The sequence below is a fragment of the Marinilabiliales bacterium genome, from assembly GCA_007695015.1.
In the GTDB taxonomy this organism is placed as follows: Bacteria; Bacteroidota; Bacteroidia; order Bacteroidales; family PUMT01; genus PXAP01.
The window spans coordinates 13,848-30,285 of record REEN01000037.1 but is presented as its reverse complement, the minus strand read 5'-3'; the positions used below and the strand labels follow the sequence as shown (position 1 = coordinate 30,285).

Annotated in this window: 11 protein-coding genes; 2 read left to right on the top strand and 9 right to left on the bottom strand. The window is 50.8% G+C overall.

The features are described from left to right. Window positions 1-118: 118 nt before the first annotated feature. From EA408_03575 to EA408_03540, 8 genes are all read right to left on the bottom strand, one after another. The gene (locus EA408_03575; GenBank protein ID TVR74053.1) at window positions 119-1,897 is read right to left on the bottom strand and encodes a bifunctional metallophosphatase/5'-nucleotidase; all 1,779 of its coding nucleotides are present in this window, start codon (window positions 1,895-1,897) and stop codon (window positions 119-121) included. A 125-nt stretch (window positions 1,898-2,022) separates the two neighbouring features. Beyond that, on the bottom strand, window positions 2,023-3,264 hold the full coding sequence (locus tag EA408_03570) for a sulfate adenylyltransferase (GenBank protein TVR74057.1): 1,242 nt from the start codon (window positions 3,262-3,264) through the stop codon (window positions 2,023-2,025). Window positions 3,265-3,438: 174 nt separating this feature from the next. Next, the gene (cysD, locus tag EA408_03565) at window positions 3,439-4,344 is read right to left on the bottom strand and encodes a sulfate adenylyltransferase subunit CysD (protein ID TVR74052.1); all 906 of its coding nucleotides are present in this window, start codon (window positions 4,342-4,344) and stop codon (window positions 3,439-3,441) included. A 269-nt stretch (window positions 4,345-4,613) separates the two neighbouring features. After that, complete coding sequence (locus tag EA408_03560; protein ID TVR74056.1) at window positions 4,614-6,230, bottom strand: RagB/SusD family nutrient uptake outer membrane protein; 1,617 nt, start codon at window positions 6,228-6,230, stop codon at window positions 4,614-4,616. Window positions 6,231-6,320: 90 nt separating this feature from the next. After that, the gene (locus tag EA408_03555) at window positions 6,321-9,395 is read right to left on the bottom strand and encodes a TonB-dependent receptor (protein ID TVR74051.1); all 3,075 of its coding nucleotides are present in this window, start codon (window positions 9,393-9,395) and stop codon (window positions 6,321-6,323) included. A 284-nt stretch (window positions 9,396-9,679) separates the two neighbouring features. Continuing rightward, entirely contained in the window at window positions 9,680-11,368 is a 1,689-nt protein-coding gene (ftcD, locus tag EA408_03550; protein ID TVR74050.1) for a glutamate formimidoyltransferase, read from the bottom strand. Between the two features lie 50 nt (window positions 11,369-11,418). After that, complete coding sequence (locus EA408_03545; GenBank protein TVR74055.1) at window positions 11,419-12,663, bottom strand: imidazolonepropionase; 1,245 nt, start codon at window positions 12,661-12,663, stop codon at window positions 11,419-11,421. A gap of 355 nt (window positions 12,664-13,018) precedes the next feature. Then, on the bottom strand, window positions 13,019-14,173 hold the full coding sequence (locus EA408_03540; protein TVR74049.1) for a DUF819 family protein: 1,155 nt from the start codon (window positions 14,171-14,173) through the stop codon (window positions 13,019-13,021). 195 nt (window positions 14,174-14,368) lie between these two features. On the opposite strand from EA408_03540, the gene EA408_03535 reads away from it, so the two are divergent. Further along, window positions 14,369-14,881: a DUF4920 domain-containing protein gene (locus tag EA408_03535; GenBank protein ID TVR74048.1), complete on the top strand. Its 513-nt coding sequence runs from the start codon at window positions 14,369-14,371 to the stop codon at window positions 14,879-14,881. Window positions 14,882-15,029: 148 nt separating this feature from the next. Next, complete coding sequence (locus EA408_03530) at window positions 15,030-15,581, top strand: hypothetical protein (GenBank protein TVR74047.1); 552 nt, start codon at window positions 15,030-15,032, stop codon at window positions 15,579-15,581. Window positions 15,582-15,583: 2 nt separating this feature from the next. Here the strand turns inward: EA408_03530 and EA408_03525 are convergent, their stop codons facing one another. After that, window positions 15,584-16,411, bottom strand: a complete 828-nt coding sequence (locus EA408_03525) for an enoyl-ACP reductase (protein ID TVR74046.1) — start codon at window positions 16,409-16,411, stop codon at window positions 15,584-15,586. Window positions 16,412-16,438 lie beyond the last annotated feature (27 nt).

Here is a 16,438-nt window from a genome sequence, read left to right as displayed (position 1 = left end):
TTTCATATTAAAAAACATTTAATTCAATTATTAATATATGATAATGTGTAAATTACAAATTTATTAAAAATAAAGATGAAGCGGCAATATTTATATGAAATAATTGTTAAACCTCAAATCAGTTTGAAAACAATAATCCCATCTCTCTTTCCTTTGCCTTCCTGTGCCACTTCTCCGGGAGAACCTTCCAGTTGTTGAGTGCCACGGGATGAATAACCTCCTCCCTTTCAATATACTCCATCAGGTAATGCCTCAGATCCCTGCTTGTGGAGCTGACAAGCCTGTCGGCGAACCCGCTGCGTGAAAGTCCCGCTCCATGTTCAAGATGCCCGCCGCCTCCGCTGCCGCGGTAGGAATTGATGGCCACCCTGTATCTCCTGTCAGCATTAAATGGCTCGCCGCTGCTCATCCGGAGGACAGTGACCCGCTGTCCTGCAGGCCTGCTTACATCAACCGTATAATCTATGCCGGCTGCAGAGTCGAAGTCAAACGAAGCGCCGGCGAGTCTGTAAGTGCCCCCGCTATCAAGAATGATCGGGCTGTCATCTTCTCTGGTCCGGTACCTCAAAAGCAGATCATCTTTACTTTGCATGGTATTGAACCAGTTCCCGTATGAATATTCCAGGTAGTCCTTGATTTCACTGCCGTACAGTTCCATCGTATAGAGATAATTCTCAAACCTGTACAGGCTGAACATGTCCCCCACCGTAAGATAACCCTTCTCCAGCGTGGCGTCATAGGAAAGGGGAGCAGCAAATGAAATGTCGGCGCCGGTCATGTCAAGTTGCAGACTGTGGACAATGTCAACAAAAGGAGAGCTTCCGAAAAGCGATTCCCTGCTGGACATATCAGCCTCAAGCCTGCCGATCTTCCGGGAGACATATTCCCTTACCTCCCTGATACGGCCCTCATATTCTGAAAGAAGTCCCCTATCCGGATCATATCCCTGCATACTGATTATATTGCCCGAGATGATCCTGTCGTACCTTCCTTCCTTCCTGTTAAACTCAAGATCAACGGTTACCTCTGCCACGTACCGGCCGTGACTTCCAGGTCCCGCAACATACACCGGAGCGCCTTCGGGCCCATCAATCCATGTATCCCAGCGGCGATGGTCATGGCCAGTAATTATAATATCAAACCCCGGAACGGCTGATGCGATCATTCCCGAGCCACTCAAATACGATACCCCGTCCTCAGCCACGTCTGACACTGTTTCACCCATGCCTTCGTGGAACAGACCTATCACAATATCGGGCTTCTCCTCTTCCAGGATCAACTGCATCCACCTTTCCGCTTCACTCCTTATTTCTTTGAACTCCATCCCTTTCCACAATTGTTCAGGCAGCCATTCAGTCACCATTGGAGTTGTAAGACCAATTACAGCAACCTTTACACCCTTGATATCTAACACAGTATATGGCTCAAACCAGGGTTTCCCGGTAGCCGTATTCACAACATTGGCTGCCAGCCACGGGAAATAAGATTCATCAACTACTTTGCCATATACTGCCGGTCCCGCTTCAATATCGTGGTTGCCGACAACTATGGCGTCGTATCCAATCCTGTTCATAACCTCAGGAACAATATGAACCCTGGCTGTATCAATGAAATTGGAGTAGTAGACAAGAGGCTGCCCCTGCAATATATCACCGGCATCAAGCAGGATTACCTCTGTTCCCGGCTTTTCCCGCTGTTCTTTGACGTAACTGTAAACGCGGGCAAGCGATCCGTCTGCGGGAACATCACCGGTAAAATCCCACGGGAAGAGCAGGCCGTGAACATCGGATGTTGCGATGATACTGATGCTGAGAGTTTCGGGGCGGTCAGATGTGGCACACCCAAAGAAAAGAGATGCCGTAAAAACATATAAAAGCAGAAATTTTAACTTTCTCATCTGTTTAAAGTTTACAAATCGATGGTCAGAACGAACTCAATATGGTTGAACATGCTCGTGTGTACTTTAGAATTTAACATGGGGGTTTCATAAGATTGATATTGTGATTTGAAAAAACCCGGTGGTCATATTATCATGCCTGCTCCGACTGTTTCATTCGTTGCCTCGTCGATCATGACAAGGCTGCCGGTAATACGGTTTATCCGGTAGGGATCATGGAATAATGGCTTTGTGGTCCTGACCACTATGCAGGCAATATCGTTCAGGTTAACGGATTTGTCAGAGTGGTCCCTCTCAAGTGTGTTGATATTCATCTTGTAATCGATCTCCTTCACAACACACCGGGCATCCCGCGTGGTATGCTTTATTGCGTACTTCCCGTTAAGCAACAACGGTTTCTGGTTGAGCCAGCAGACCATAAGTCGTATATCCTGGCCGCTTTCAGGACCATTCTTCTCCCCCGTTATCATGTCGCCCCGGCTTATGTCAAGGTCGTCCTCAAGGGTTATTGACACAGACTGAGGAACAATAGTGCTCCTGAGTGATTTCTCGAACATGTCGATGCTTTTAACCCTTGAATGGAAGCCGCCGGGAAGAACTTTTACCCGGTCGCCCACCCTCAGTATCCCTCCGGCCATGCGTCCGGCATAGCCCCGGTAATCATGGTACTTATCCGATTGAGGCCTTATTACGTACTGAATGGGAAAGCGTACATCAACCAGATTCTCATCGCCTGCAATATGGATATTCTCCAGCAGGTACATCAGCGTTGGTCCGTCATACCATCGCGTATTGGCCGAACGGTCAACCACGTTGTCGCCGTACTTGGCGCTGATCGGAACAAATCCTACGTCCCTGATATCAAGCTTGCCGGAAAACCTGATGAATTGAGCCCTTATATCTTCAAAAACCTTCTGACTGAAGTTTACCAGGTCCATCTTGTTCACACAGATCACAACATGCGGGATTTGCAACAGTGAGGCAATATAAGCATGCCTTAGGGTCTGCTCGATAATTCCGTGCCTTGCATCGACAAGGATAAGCGCCAGGTTGGCAGTTGATGCCCCTGTCACCATGTTCCTTGTATACTGTATATGGCCGGGAGTATCGGCAATTATGAATTTCCTTTTAGGGGTGGCAAAATACCTGTATGCCACGTCTATGGTTATACCCTGTTCTCTCTCGGCCCTCAACCCGTCGGTGAGAAGGGCCAGGTTGACCCCCTCCTCACCCTTGCGGATGCTCGCAGAGGTGATAGCCTCCATCTGGTCCTCGAATATCGCCTTGCTGTCATACAGCAACCTGCCTATAAGCGTACTCTTACCATCATCAACACTGCCTGCAGTGGTAAACCGCAACAGTTCCATATCAAGATACCCCGGTGTGGGGTTGGCAGCGGACTTTTGCATCTGAATAAGCGTTATTAGTTTTATTTCCTGGTTTTCAACTAGAATTGCACTATGTTCGACCAACCACGAACTGACTCACCGGAGATATCCAGCCGGAGAGGTTTAGCCGGACAGTCAAAAGATCAGCATATCTCAGAAATATCCCTCCTTTTTCCTGTCTTCCATGGCTGCATCAGACCTTTTATCGTCATACCTGCCTCCCCGCTCCGTTACCCTTGTGGCTGCGATCTCCTTTATTATATCTTCAAGATTGTCGGCCGTTGAAAGGGTCAGCCCGGTGCAGGTGATATCGCCTATTGTGCGGCAGCGCACATCGCGCATCCCGGTCTTCTCTCCATCCTTGAGCTGCATGAATGGAGCGGCCGCCAGCCAGACCCCGTCGCGGTTGAACACTTCCCGTTTGTGGGTGAAATAGAGGCTGGGTATCTCAATCTCTTCCATGTAGATATACTGCCATACATCCAGCTCGGTCCAGTTGCTTATCGGAAAAACCCTGAAATGCTCTCCCATCAGCTTCCTTCCGTTGAATAGGTTCCACAGCTCGGGCCTCTGGTTCTTCGGGTCCCACTGGCCGAATTCGTCCCTGTGGGAAAAGAATCGCTCCTTCGCACGTGCCTTCTCCTCATCCCTGCGGCCTCCTCCCATGGCACAATCAAACCTGAGCTCTTCAATTGCATCAAGCAGGGTGACCGTCTGCAACACGTTCCGGCTTGCATTGACACCCTTTTCCTCAACTACCCGGCCCTTGTCGATCGATTCCTGCACCATCCTGGGTATGCACACCGAACCGGTCTTCTCCATCAGGCGGTCTCTAAACTCAAGTGTTTCCGGGAAATTGTGCCCCGTATCGATGTGAAGTAAAGGGAAAGGCACTTTCGCCGGCCAGAACGCCTTGCGGGCCAAATGAAAAAGCACAATTGAGTCTTTCCCCCCCGAAAAGAGCAGTGTGGGCCGTTCAAACTGGGCCGCCACCTCCCTTATCACATATATGGATTCTGATTCAAGTTCCCTCAGATGATTGATCCTGGTATCTTCCATGAACAGATATTAACAACGTAACAGTTTACCGTACAAATTTAACATAATTGACCGGGTTTCGAAATCCCGGATGAAACAATATTGTCCACATCAGGAGAGGATTCCGCGGCAATAGAGCCAGGAAGCCACCTGTCGTGCGAACCTGAAAGCATTTGGCTATCTGCCGCGTAACTGGCAGCAACCCGCTATCTGCAATGCACGGCACACCATAAGAAAACGGCCGGTCAGTGACCGGCCGTTTGAGTTTTAAAGTCAAGCAAATCCAGAGTTTAGTAACCCGGGTTCTGCTGTGCTTCCAGTGTTGGATTGGCGTTCAGCTCATTCTGCGGAAGGGGCCATACGAACCTGTGGTCATCATAGGGTATTTGACCAACTGGCCTGGGACCCTCATACTCTCCTGCATTCAGGTAGACCGGGTCTGGCGAATAGTCTGGCCAGGCCGCCTGGTAGGGCTCCCACGGATCATAGGGACTGCCCGCAATGTAAAACGCTTCGGGAGGAGTAACCGAGTTTGCCAGCTTGGAAGGCACACCAGCGATCGGGAAGTGCGGGCAATGCTGCAGCCTGTGAATATCGGGCCACCTTGAGCCCTCCATCACCAGCTCAATTCTTCTCTCATAGAGAATTGCCTCAAGCACGTTCACTGCATCGCCTCCGAAATCGGCTGCCAGGTCATAGGACTGGGTAGCGGGATCGGCAAGCGAGCGGTCACGAACCATATTGAGATAGGTCAGGGCATTGGCAGCATCACCGCCGCGTGCATACGCCTCTGCCAGGTTGAGAAGCACCTCGGGATAACGCATCATGGGAGATAGGTCATCCATCTGGGTGTCCCTCTTGTACTTGTCGGTAAGCACACGGCCTGCAATCCACCGCACCATCCTGTCATCGCGCTGCAGCTCATTACAACCAACCCTGCGCTTGTCATCAAGCAGCCACCATTCGCTGCGCCATATTATCGGGCTCATTGAAACCAGGTTCCGGCGGTTGTACTGCGAAGCAAGCGCACCGTTAACCGAAGGGTAGTTGGTCTCTGAGCTCTCCATACCGAAAATATGCTCGTTGCTGCCATAGGCACCGCCCACAAAGGCATCCCATGGATCGGCATGCAGGGAATAACTGCCTGCATAGGGTCCTGTGATGAACTTCAGCCCCTCTGTTAAAACGGCAGGAAAATTCCACATATGCTGGTGAATGCGCATCTTGTAGGCCGCTGCAGCCTCCTTGGTTCCCTTTGACAACCTGAATGTACCGGAGCGCTGCGCCTTCGCTGGAAGGTTCTGCTCGGCAAAGTCAAGGTCCTCCAGTATCCATTCGTAACACTGGGCCACCGAATGCCTGCCGGTCTCGAATCCGAGATCAATGGCATCCATGGTGGTAAATGGAACCCTGTGATAGGGCACACCCCAGTGAGAAGCATCGGCCGTGTGCCTGTAGGGGCGGGCGAACATCTTGAGCAGCTCATGGTAGCCTGCTGCCCTCAGCAGTCTGGCCTCCGCCTCATAGATATTGGCCTGTTCCTGGGATATCACACCATCGGCAGCCGCCTGCTGCACACCTTCGATTACAATGTTGCAGCGGTTTATCATACGGTATGTATCCGACCAGTAGAAAACGTTGTTTGCAGTGGTGGGTGTGTAGGTGCCCTGGTATGTGATTGCATAGAATGCATACCAGTTGACCGCATCCTCACCGCGGTTGTCACCCTGCTGAACAAATGCAGCACCAAAGGGATATCCCCGGCCACCGCCGAATTCACCAAGCTGCGCGGCATTGTACATGCCGTTAACCGACAGGGCAACCAGCTCGGGTGTTGAGAAAGCCGTAGCATCCGATACCTGGTTGAACGGTTCCAGATCGATTATGTCCTCGCAGGATGTGAACATGAGTCCCGCGCTGAAAACCATGATAAGGAACAGTTTCCCGAATTTTGCCATAATTTTTTTCATATTTTTCATATTAAACATTTTTTTCAATTATAAACTCAGGTTAATGCCGAAAGTCAGTGTCCGCTGACGCGGGGTCACGTTAAAGTCCACGCCGGCCGATTCCATCTCGGGATCAATCCCTGTGTAATCGGTTATCATGAACAGGTCGGAACCCTGTGCGAATATCCTGAGTCTTTCGATACCGATACGGTTGGATATCTCGGGGCTGAGCGTGTAGCCTATAACCACATTCTGCAGTTTTATGAAATCCCCTTTCTCAACGAAGCGGCCACTGGTTGCTCCCTGCTCATTGATGAAGTTGGTGCGTCCGTGCCACAGCCTTGGAGTCCATCCGTCGCCCGGGTTCTCGGGGCTCTGCCATCTGCCGATAAGCTCGCGGCCGTAGTTGGTGAACGAGTTGGCCACCAGGTCGGCGCGTGTGCGGTTCATTATGTAGTTGCCGCCTGAATACCGGAAGAGCACATTCAGGTCAAACTGCCCGTAACGCAGCCTCGTACCAAGTCCACCATAATAGGTAGGCATTGAAGGCCCGAAGAATATCCGGTCGTCTGCCGTGAGAACTGCAGGAGTGTCGATATTTGCCGGATTGGCCGGATCGTAAACCCTGTAGTTCTGGGTGGGTATGTTACCCTGTACCATCGTGCCGTCTTCCTTGCGATAGATGGGATTTCCGTTTGCGGCATTAACCCCAACGTAGTCATATCCGTATATCGACCTGATCGACTCTCCCTCCTCAATTCTCCAGTAGGCGCCTGTTATCGGCTGCCCTTCAACAAGCTCCAGTATCTCGTTCTTTATCAGCGTAAGGTTGGCATCAACGCTCCATGAAAAGTCCGCCGTACGGATTATGGTAGCCTCGGCCGAGAACTCATGACCCCAGTTCCTGAGCGATCCTATGTTCTGGCTTATTGAGTTGCCTGGAACACCGAACGCCGGTGGTGTGGGACGCGACAGGATCAGTCCGTCCTGGTCGTTCACAAAGTAGTCGTACGAGAACTGGTACCTGCCGTCGTAAAGCAAACCGTCAATACCAATGTCCAGCTTCTTGCTGGTCTCCCATCTAAGCATGTCATTACCCATCTGCACGAATGCAATACCGGTATGATCGCCGTACCTGACACCTCCGTAAAGCCCTGCATAGGGGTAGTTACCGATCGAGGTGTTACCCACCTGTGCATAAGAGGCCCTTATCTTCAGATCTGTAAGGAAGGTGAGGTTCTCCATGAACGCCTCGCGCGATATGGTCCATCCTGCCGAACCGCCCGGGAAGAGGCCCCAGCGGTTTGCCTCGGGCAATGATGAAAGTCCGTCATACCTGATTGATCCCTGAAGGAAGAACCTGTCGTCAAAGTTATAGTTCAGCCTCCCCAGGTAGGATATAAGCCCGTTCTGGCTCATGCTGCCGGATGACAACTGCGTACCGTATGTACCGCCTATAACGTTATGACGGAAAAAGGTCGATGACATGTCGGTACCACCTGCAAAGAAGTAGTTGTAGGTCTGCTGCTGGTACTCTGCAACAGCAGTAATCCCGATATTATGAACATCGGCAAATGTTTCGTTGAATGCCAGCATGTTCTGGGTCACCCACCTTACAAAATTGGTCTGTGTATTGTATATACGGCCGTTTACCGTTGCTCCGTCACCGTGGAGGGGGTTCCAGTAAAGGTGACCCTCTGTCATTGACATGTCGGTGCTGAGCTGGGTGCGGAAAATAAGGCTGGGAAGTATCTGAGCCTGTCCGTGGACGCTTCCGATAGTCCTGAACAGCTTCGACCCGTATACGTTATTGTCGATAACATAGATTATGTTGGGCAGGTTATCGTCAATGGTCCTATCATTGACACCCGGTCCGACAAGCTGCCTGTTGATATTGTCGATGTTGTAGCCGGTAGGATCATCGTCATCATAAATAGGGGTGTTGGGCAACTGGCGGATAGCCGAGAAAATATTCCCAGACAAGGAATTCGCTCCCCTGTTCAGGTCATTGTAGACACTCCTGGCAAGAGATGCATTGGCGCCGAAAGTGAGCCAGTTGTTAGCCCTCTGCTCAACATTTGCCCTGAATGTGAAACGCTCCATGTCATTTGGCCGCGTCACACCCTCCTGGTATCCGTAGCCCATAGAGAAATAGTAGTTGGTCTGGTCTGTGGCGCCGGAAAGGTTAAGGCTGTGGTCCTGCTGGAACGCATTCCGCAGCACCGCTCCCTGCCAGTCAGTGTTAAGCCCCGCAGAATTGGCGGCGGGTGCCGAACCGTCAGCCTCCAGCATCTCGTTTGCCAGCATGATGAACTCATCCTCGTTGGTCAGGTCAAACACGTTGACCGGCTGGGCAACGCCGAACCAGTTGTTGTAGTTGACCCTGAACTGGCCGCGCTCACCCCGTTTGGTTGTGATCAGGATAACCCCGTTGGCCGCCCTTGAGCCATAGATGGCCGTGGCCGAACCGTCCTTGAGGATCTCGATCGACTCGATGTCGTTAGGGTTAATGTCACCCAGGGCGTTTACCGTAGCATATCCGCCTACGTTGCCTGTAAGAATTGGAATTCCGTCAACAACTATCAGAGGATATGTGCCCGAGCTAACGGAGCCGATACCCCTGATCCTGATACGCGGAGCTTCGCCGATAACACCCGAAGTGGTTGTTACCTGCACACCCGCCGAACGGCCGGCAAGCTGATTGTCAAAGCTGGGTGACGCGAGGGAGGCAATATCCTCGCCCCTTACCTGGGAGATGGATCCGGTCACCTCTCTCTTTCTCATTACACCGTAGCCTACGACAACCAACTCATCAAGTGCGACTACACTTACAAGCAGCCGTACATTGATAGTTGTTCTTCCATCTATCGGTACCTGCTGGCTCTGAAAACCCACATAGCTGAATGTGAGCGACTGGGCCGTAGCAGGAACATCAAGGGAATAACGGCCGTCAACATCGGTAACGGTACCAATTGTCGTTCCTGAAACAACAACAGATACCCCCGGTAGTGAGAGGCCATCATCGGCACCGGTCACAGTGCCCGTAATCTGCACGGTTTGTGCCTGCAGTGCAACAAATCCGCAGAACAGAAACAGTGACAGCAGAAAAGTCATTTTTCTCATAGACGTTAAATTTTAGGTTTAGTAAAAGGTTAAAAATGGTTAATAAATGGTTTGAAATGGTTAAATAGAATAAAAATCCTGGGGCCACATAAAAAACTGCAACACAAGCAAAGATTTGATATATAAATATTTAAACACAGCTAATCAATCATAGGTTTAATTCTGCTAAACATCGCAATATACAAAAAAACCTTAATCATGATATATATCATGATTATTTTTATTAAAAAAGCCGCCTACTTAACCAGAAGGCGGCTTTATTGCATCAGGACTGACCGGGCAGGCTATCCGATACGCTGCCTCACCATTTCCAGTATCTCCGCCTCAAGCCTGGTTGCTTCCTTCTCAAGCTCACCTGCTTCTGCAACGATCCTGCCTGCAAAATCGCTGTCATCCAGCCCTGAAACATTTATCAGCACGTTAAGCGACGCTCCGAGCACGCAGGAGCGCACCGCCAGCGCCCCAACCCCCGCATCGGTAACCGAGTTTGGATTACCTGTCTCAACCATGGCCTTCAGAAGTCCGAATGCCTTTAACGAAGTCTGCATAATGCGTAGAGGCACCTCGGCCGCATACCGGGTAGCATCCTCTATCGCTTTGGTCCGTGCCCCCTTCTCCTCAGCCGTTTTTTTCGGCAGGGAGTAGGCATCCATAATGGCATTGAACGACCGGGTATCTTCGTCAACCAGGAATATCAGTTCCTCCTGGATGGCCCTGCCCTTTTCGGCCCATTCTGAAAACTCTTCCCACCGGTCGTCCCAGCCCCGCTTGTGAGATGAAAGGTTGGCCACCATGGTGCCAAGGGCAACCCCCAGCGCGCCCATAGCTGCCGATACAGATCCTCCTCCCGGGGCAGGCGATTCCGATGAGGTCTCATCGGCAAAATCTGCCAGGCTCATATCAACGAGCTTCTTCTGCTCCTTTCCTGCCAGCACATACTCGATGATCTTCTCCCCGGGTTTGAACGGGTAAAGGTCATCCAGCCCCATCGACTTCACCGCGATCTTGATCAGCTCTTTTTCGGAAACACCAACCGACCTCTTCTGCTTCTTCAGAAAGTATTTACCTGCATCAATCATTGCACCCAGCGGGATAAGTCCCACTATCTCAGAACCGGTTACCCTCACCCCCCGGGCCTCCGCCTTTTTGAATACCTCATCATAGGCTATATGCACAGGCGTAATGCTTATATTGGTGAGGTTGAGCGACACCTGCGCAACCCCGAACTCCTCGATGAACCAGCCAATTCCTTTTACTGCCCTGAGCGACCCGGGGATCATTACCTGGTTCCCCTTTTCATCCTTTACTATCTCGCCGGTAACAGGATTGCCCCGTCGCCTGACCCGCCCCTTTTCGCGCACGTCGAAGGCAATGGCATTGGCCCTCCTTGTAGACGTGGTATTGAGATTGACGTTATATGCAACCAGGAAGTCGCGGGCGCCTACGGCAATGGCGCCGGAGCGGGCATTGAACTTGGCCCTGCCGAAATCAGGTTTCCACTCATCCTTGCCGAGCTTATCGGCCAGGCCTTCATACTCACCCGAACGGCAATATGCCAGGTTCCTTCTTTTCTCATCAAATGCTGCATTTTCATAGCAATAGACCGGTATATCCAGCTCCTCTCCAATGCGTTCAGCAAGTTTCCTGGCATATTCAACCGTCTCCTCCATCGTAATACCCGATACCGGTACCAGGGGACACACGTCGGTTGCCCCGAAACGCGGGTGGGCTCCCTTGTGGCGCCTCATGTCGATCAGCTCAGAGGCCTTTTCAACCGCCCTGAAGGCAGCCTCTACAACCTCTTCAGGAGGGCCCACAAAGGTCACCACCGTACGGTTGGTGGCTTTCCCCGGATCCACATCCAGGAGCCGGACACCATCGACCGATTCTATCCGGTCTGTGATCTGCCTTATTATGGCCATATCGTTCCCTTCGCTGAAATTGGGAACACACTCTATCAACTGTTGTCTCATACATTGAATGTTTTAATAATGATATATGTAATATTTAATTATGTTGCAGGTCAACTCTCCTGAATCTCGCCGTTCAGTATCACTGTGTCGATAAGGTCGCTCCCGTAGGCGTAGGGCATGAATTCGTATCCGGGAATGCTTTTGGTAATATATATATTGGCCATTTTACCCCGGGCAATCGAGCCGGCAGATCCTTCAACCCCCATGGCACGGGCCCCGTTTATGGTTACCGCGTTGATAACCTCCTCCGGAACCATTCTCAGCTTTATGCAGCCGAGCGACATGATGAACTTCATGTTCCCTGACGGGGAAGAGCCCGGATTGTAGTCCGATGCCATTGCCACCGGCAGTCCCGCCTCAATCATCCTGCGCGCCGGTGGATAGTCCATCCCCAGGAAGAACGCGGCGCCGGGTAGCAGCGTCGGCATAGTATCACTTGCAAGCAGCGCCTCTATCTCATCCTCTCCGGTAAACTCCAGGTGGTCGACCGACAGGGCGTTGTACCTGACCCCGGCCTGTATTCCCCCCGAAAAGTCCAGCTCGTTTGCATGTATCTTGCCCCTTAAACCATACCTGTTACCCGCCTCAAGGATCCGTTCCGTATCCAGCACGCTGAAAAAGCCGCGGTCGCAAAACACATCTATATAATCGGCCAGCCCCTCTTCAGCCACCATGGGTATCATCTCATTCACCACCAGGTCAACATATTCCTCACGCCTTCCTTTGTATTCGGCCGGCAGGGCATGCGCCCCCAGGAAACTGGATCGGATGGTCATGGGGGTGGTATCCCTGAGCCGCCTTATCACCTTCAGCATCTTTATCTCATCGGCCGTTGTGAGCCCGTATCCGCTCTTGATCTCCACCGCACCTGTGCCAAGCTTTATTATCTCCTTCACCCTTTCGAGCGACTGCCGGTAGAGCTCATCTTCTGAAGTCTGCTGCAGCAGTTTGGCAGAGTTGAGAATGCCACCTCCCCTTTTTGCGATCTCCTCGTATGAGAGGCCGCGTATCTTATCTATATATTCGATCTCCCTGCTCCCGGCATACACCAGGTGGGTGTGCGAGTCGCAAAATGACGGGAACACCAGCTTGTCCGAGGCATCAAGAACCCTTATAGCAGCCGTGGGGTTGTCTTTTTCACCGGCCGGTCGATTGCTGCCTGCGTTCTTTTCCCCGGAAGGGGTATTTTCTTTCTTGCCTCCTTCGGAAGCATCTCTGCCTTCTTGTGCCCCGGAAATTCCTTTTTGCCTTTCGGCGGAAGTCAGGTCCCTGAGCTTTACCGGGAGGTTCTCCATTTTGCCGAAGTCCTCTATCAGGCTGCCGTTGATAAGCAACCAGGCATTATCTATCGCGGGCAGCGACGACATCTCTTTGCCGGCGACCTTTTTGCGGGGCTCATCCTCAACCTGAACAAGCTTTTTGATGTTTTTGACTAGAAGCATGATAAACCGGTTTAAATTCCGGGCAATAATTGCCTTGATCACCTACGAAATTAAAAAATTAATATTAAAGCGGGGGAAATTTTACCTGGCAGCAGGAAGGCAGGCCCGGGAAAAAATAGCCTGGCTAAGCTGCGCCGGCCGCAACCACGGTGGTCAGGCTGGCGGACAGGCAGCAGCAGGTGGCGGCTGCAGTATTTTCGGCGCCCTGTCAGAAGCCCCTCAGCAGCAATGCCAGCGCTACACCCAGGTAGTTGCCCACGGCATATCCTATTATGCCAACTGTCAGGCCGGAGACTATTATCTCCTTGTTTTTCAATGCTGCAGCTACGACTGGCACAAAGGGAGGCGAGCATATAAAGGCCGTTGAGGTTATCATTACGGTATCGGCATCAACCCTGAATATTTTCGACAGGACCACCTGTACCAGGAGTGATCCGAAGACCGCAAGGGTCACGTAAAACAGTATTGAAGGGCTTGCCGCCGCAAACCGGTGAATGTCGGCCATCGAGGCAACCACAATGCTGAATACAAGTATCAGGTACATACCCAGCTCAAAGGTTTTTTCTGTACGGTTTATTGCCGGGATGAGGGAGGCGAGTATGCCAAGGGTGGTAATAATGAGTATCACAACGGCCATCTGCGCGCTCTCGGGCAGTACCAGGCTTACCCCGCCCCCGATGCCGAATATCAGCACCGAGAGGGCAAATGCCCTCAGCAGGGGTACAAGCGTCTTCTTCCTGAGCATGCCGCTATATGGATCTTTCCCGTCAAAATCTTCAATCCGTGATGTTTCCGGATCGGTATGGCGATAGGCGGGCAGGAATGTAAGGAAAAACCTTTGCCCGACCGAGAGCATGAACAACAGGTAAACCACGCCTATAATAAGATCATAGGTGTGGGTCACTATATAAATGGTCTCGTCAACATCAAGAGCAAGTTTTATCGAAGCAAGGTTCGGCGTACCTCCTGTATATACCCCCACGAGCATTCCGGCCACCTTCCACATATCGGCAACCCCGTCGCTCCGGAACAGGAAGTAGCCTGCCACCACGGTCGATACCACGCCAATAAAGGCGAAAAGCATCGACAGCATGGTCCTGCCGGCAACAGAGAACCACTTCTTTATATCGGTCGAAAAAAGGAGCAGCGGTATTGCCAGTGGAATTGTAAGGGTGGTAAGCATATCCTGAACCGCGGCGCTTGTTTCAATACGCGGGAGAAGTCCGACATTCCCCAGTATCAACCCGATCAGATAGGCAATTATCACCGCGCCCATCTTATTTACCCATTTGTAGCTGCGGCATAGCTGAATAATTGCAAGCGGCGTAAGGACATAGAATAGAACTAGCAGGATTGTTGCCATATCAGTCTGTTTGGTTTTCTGAAAAAGTAAATAACAAAATAAATTAAGAAATATGCAAGACGTGTGAAACGTTTTTTCATATCATGCCTTATGAATATGTGCCCCCCTTAAGCCGGGACATAAAGCACTGAGCAAGATTGCCAACTTATTATATTCAACCCTGTAAACTATTTCTGATAATATTGTATTTTTGCCATGACAAAATTCAAATCTCAAAAAATGACAGGAAAATTAACATTCATGCTGGCAGTGATAATGGTCATGGCCGCATGCACATCAGGAACAGGTGAAAAGGGGCAGGCTGCTACCGATAATCCGGTTATCGAAGCAAGCATCTCAGAGTTACTTGCCAATCCGCTGGATTATGATACCAAAACAGTCAAAATCGAAGGTGTTATTTCACATGTATGCAGGCACAGCGGCGACAAGATGAGGGTAATGCAGGACGGATCCGACCTTAGTGTTCAGGTCATGCTCGGAGATTTCACCGGGCAGCTCGACACTGGGTCGGAGGGATTGTGGGTGGTATTGTCAGGCGAAGTGGTTACTGAAGTAACAAATATTGACGAGCTTCACGATCACAGCCATGATGAAGATGATGACCATGACTGTTCCAGTACACTTGAAGCCATTGAGGCTATGAAGGCCAGGGGGTTGGATGCAAATATCCGCACCTATATCACACTCGCCGGTTACGAGACCAGATAATAGAATCCGGACCCGGGCCTACAGGTAACCGGCAGGAGTGGCAGGCAAGGTGTAGCTGCCGGACAGGTGATTTTCAGAAACCGGAAAGGTGGCTGCAACATACCGGTGCCGGAATGTTACCAGAGCCACTTCCCGGAAACATTTTATTATGCGATTACGAAAACTTAACAGGGTACTTCACAGGGATCTTGGTTATTTCTTTTTCGGAATGACAATTATCTATGCATTGTCGGGTATAGCACTCAACCACAGGCATGATTGGAACCCCAACTACATTATAACCGAAAAGGAATTCACCCGGGAAGTCACTGTTCCTGCGTCAGAGATTGACAGGGATTATGCTCTTGGCGTACTGGCAGACCTGGATGTTACCGCTTCGTACAGGACGCATCTGGTTGCAGGCGAGAACTTCCGCATTTTCGTGGAGGGAGGCTCGGTCAGCATCAACATTGCAGAGGGCAGTGGAAGCATGGAGATTATCAGGAAGCGGCCGGTGTTCAACCAGATCAATTTTTTGCATTACAACACACCACGCAGACTGTGGACATGGTTCGCCGACATTTACGCGGGCAGTCTTATAATCATAGCAATTACCGGACTTTTCATCATCAGGGGCAAAAACGGCATTACCGGCAGGGGTGCCTGGCTTGCCGGACTTGGAATAATCATACCATTGATATTTCTATGGTTGTACTTGTAGTTTCAGTCACATGGCCTGAAGCTCTTGTCGTACTGGTGCATGGCCCTGGCGCTCATACCCATGCTTGAGAAACCACCGTCATGGTAAAGGTTCTGCATGGTCACCTTTCGGGTAAGGTCTGAAAAGAGCGTTATGCAGTAATCAGCACACTCCTCTGCAGTTGCATTTCCAAGTGGCGACATCCTCTCGGTAAAGTCCACCAGGGAATCAAATCCCTTAACCCCGCTGCCAGCAGTTGTAAGGGTCGGGCTCTGCGAGATGGTGTTTACCCTGATCTTCTTATCCCTGCCATATATGTAACCGAAACTCCTGGCTATCGATTCAATCAACGCCTTGGCATCGGCCATATCGTTATATCCGTAGAGTGTACGCTGTGCAGCGACATATGAAAGTGCAACCACTGAGCCCCACTCATTGATTGCATCGAGCCTCCGGGCAACCTGCAGCATCTTGTGGAACGAGAGAGCAGAGATATCCAGGGTCTTCTGGTAAAAATCGTAGTTGATATCGTCGTAAGGGATGCCTTTCCTTACATTGGGCGACATTCCGATTGAATGCAGTACAAAGTCGATCCTGCCATACCTTTCCATTGCTCCTGAGAAAACTTTCTCCAGATCGGCAACATCGGTTGCGTCGGCGGTAATTACAACAGTTCTGCACTTTTCGGCCAGTTTTTCGGTATCGCCGAAACGAATAGCAGCCGGGGCATTCGAAAGAATAAACTCAGCACCCTGGTCAAAGGCCTTTTCGGCTACTTTCCATGCAATTGACTTATCGTTGAGGGCTCCGAAAACAATACCCTTTTTACCTTGCAGAAGATTACAAACCATAGCTTTTTATTTTGTAAGACAAGCTGC